The sequence below is a fragment of the Streptomyces thermovulgaris genome, from assembly GCF_002155915.1.
Taxonomy (GTDB): Bacteria; Actinomycetota; Actinomycetes; order Streptomycetales; family Streptomycetaceae; genus Streptomyces; species Streptomyces thermovulgaris.
The window spans coordinates 1-205 of the sequence record NZ_MUME01000538.1 but is presented as its reverse complement, the minus strand read 5'-3'; the positions used below and the strand labels follow the sequence as shown (position 1 = coordinate 205).

1 pseudogene is annotated in these 205 nt (G+C 73.7%); it reads left to right on the top strand.

The window, feature by feature from the left end:
• Window positions 1-2: 2 nt before the first annotated feature.
• A pseudogene (locus tag CCN35_RS27150) lies at window positions 3-205 on the top strand (thiamine phosphate synthase); the annotation flags it as partial.

Here is a 205-nt window from a genome sequence, read left to right as displayed (position 1 = left end):
CCGTGCTCGCGGGGGGCGTCGACGTGGTGCAGCTGCGGGACAAGCAGCTGGAGGCGAAGGAGGAGCTGGAACACCTGGAGGTGTTCGCCGAGGCCTGTGCCCGGCACGGGAAGCTGCTCGCGGTCAACGACCGGGCGGACGTCGCCCACGCCGCCGGCTCCGACGTGCTGCACCTGGGACAGGGCGACCTCCCCGTTCCCGCGGC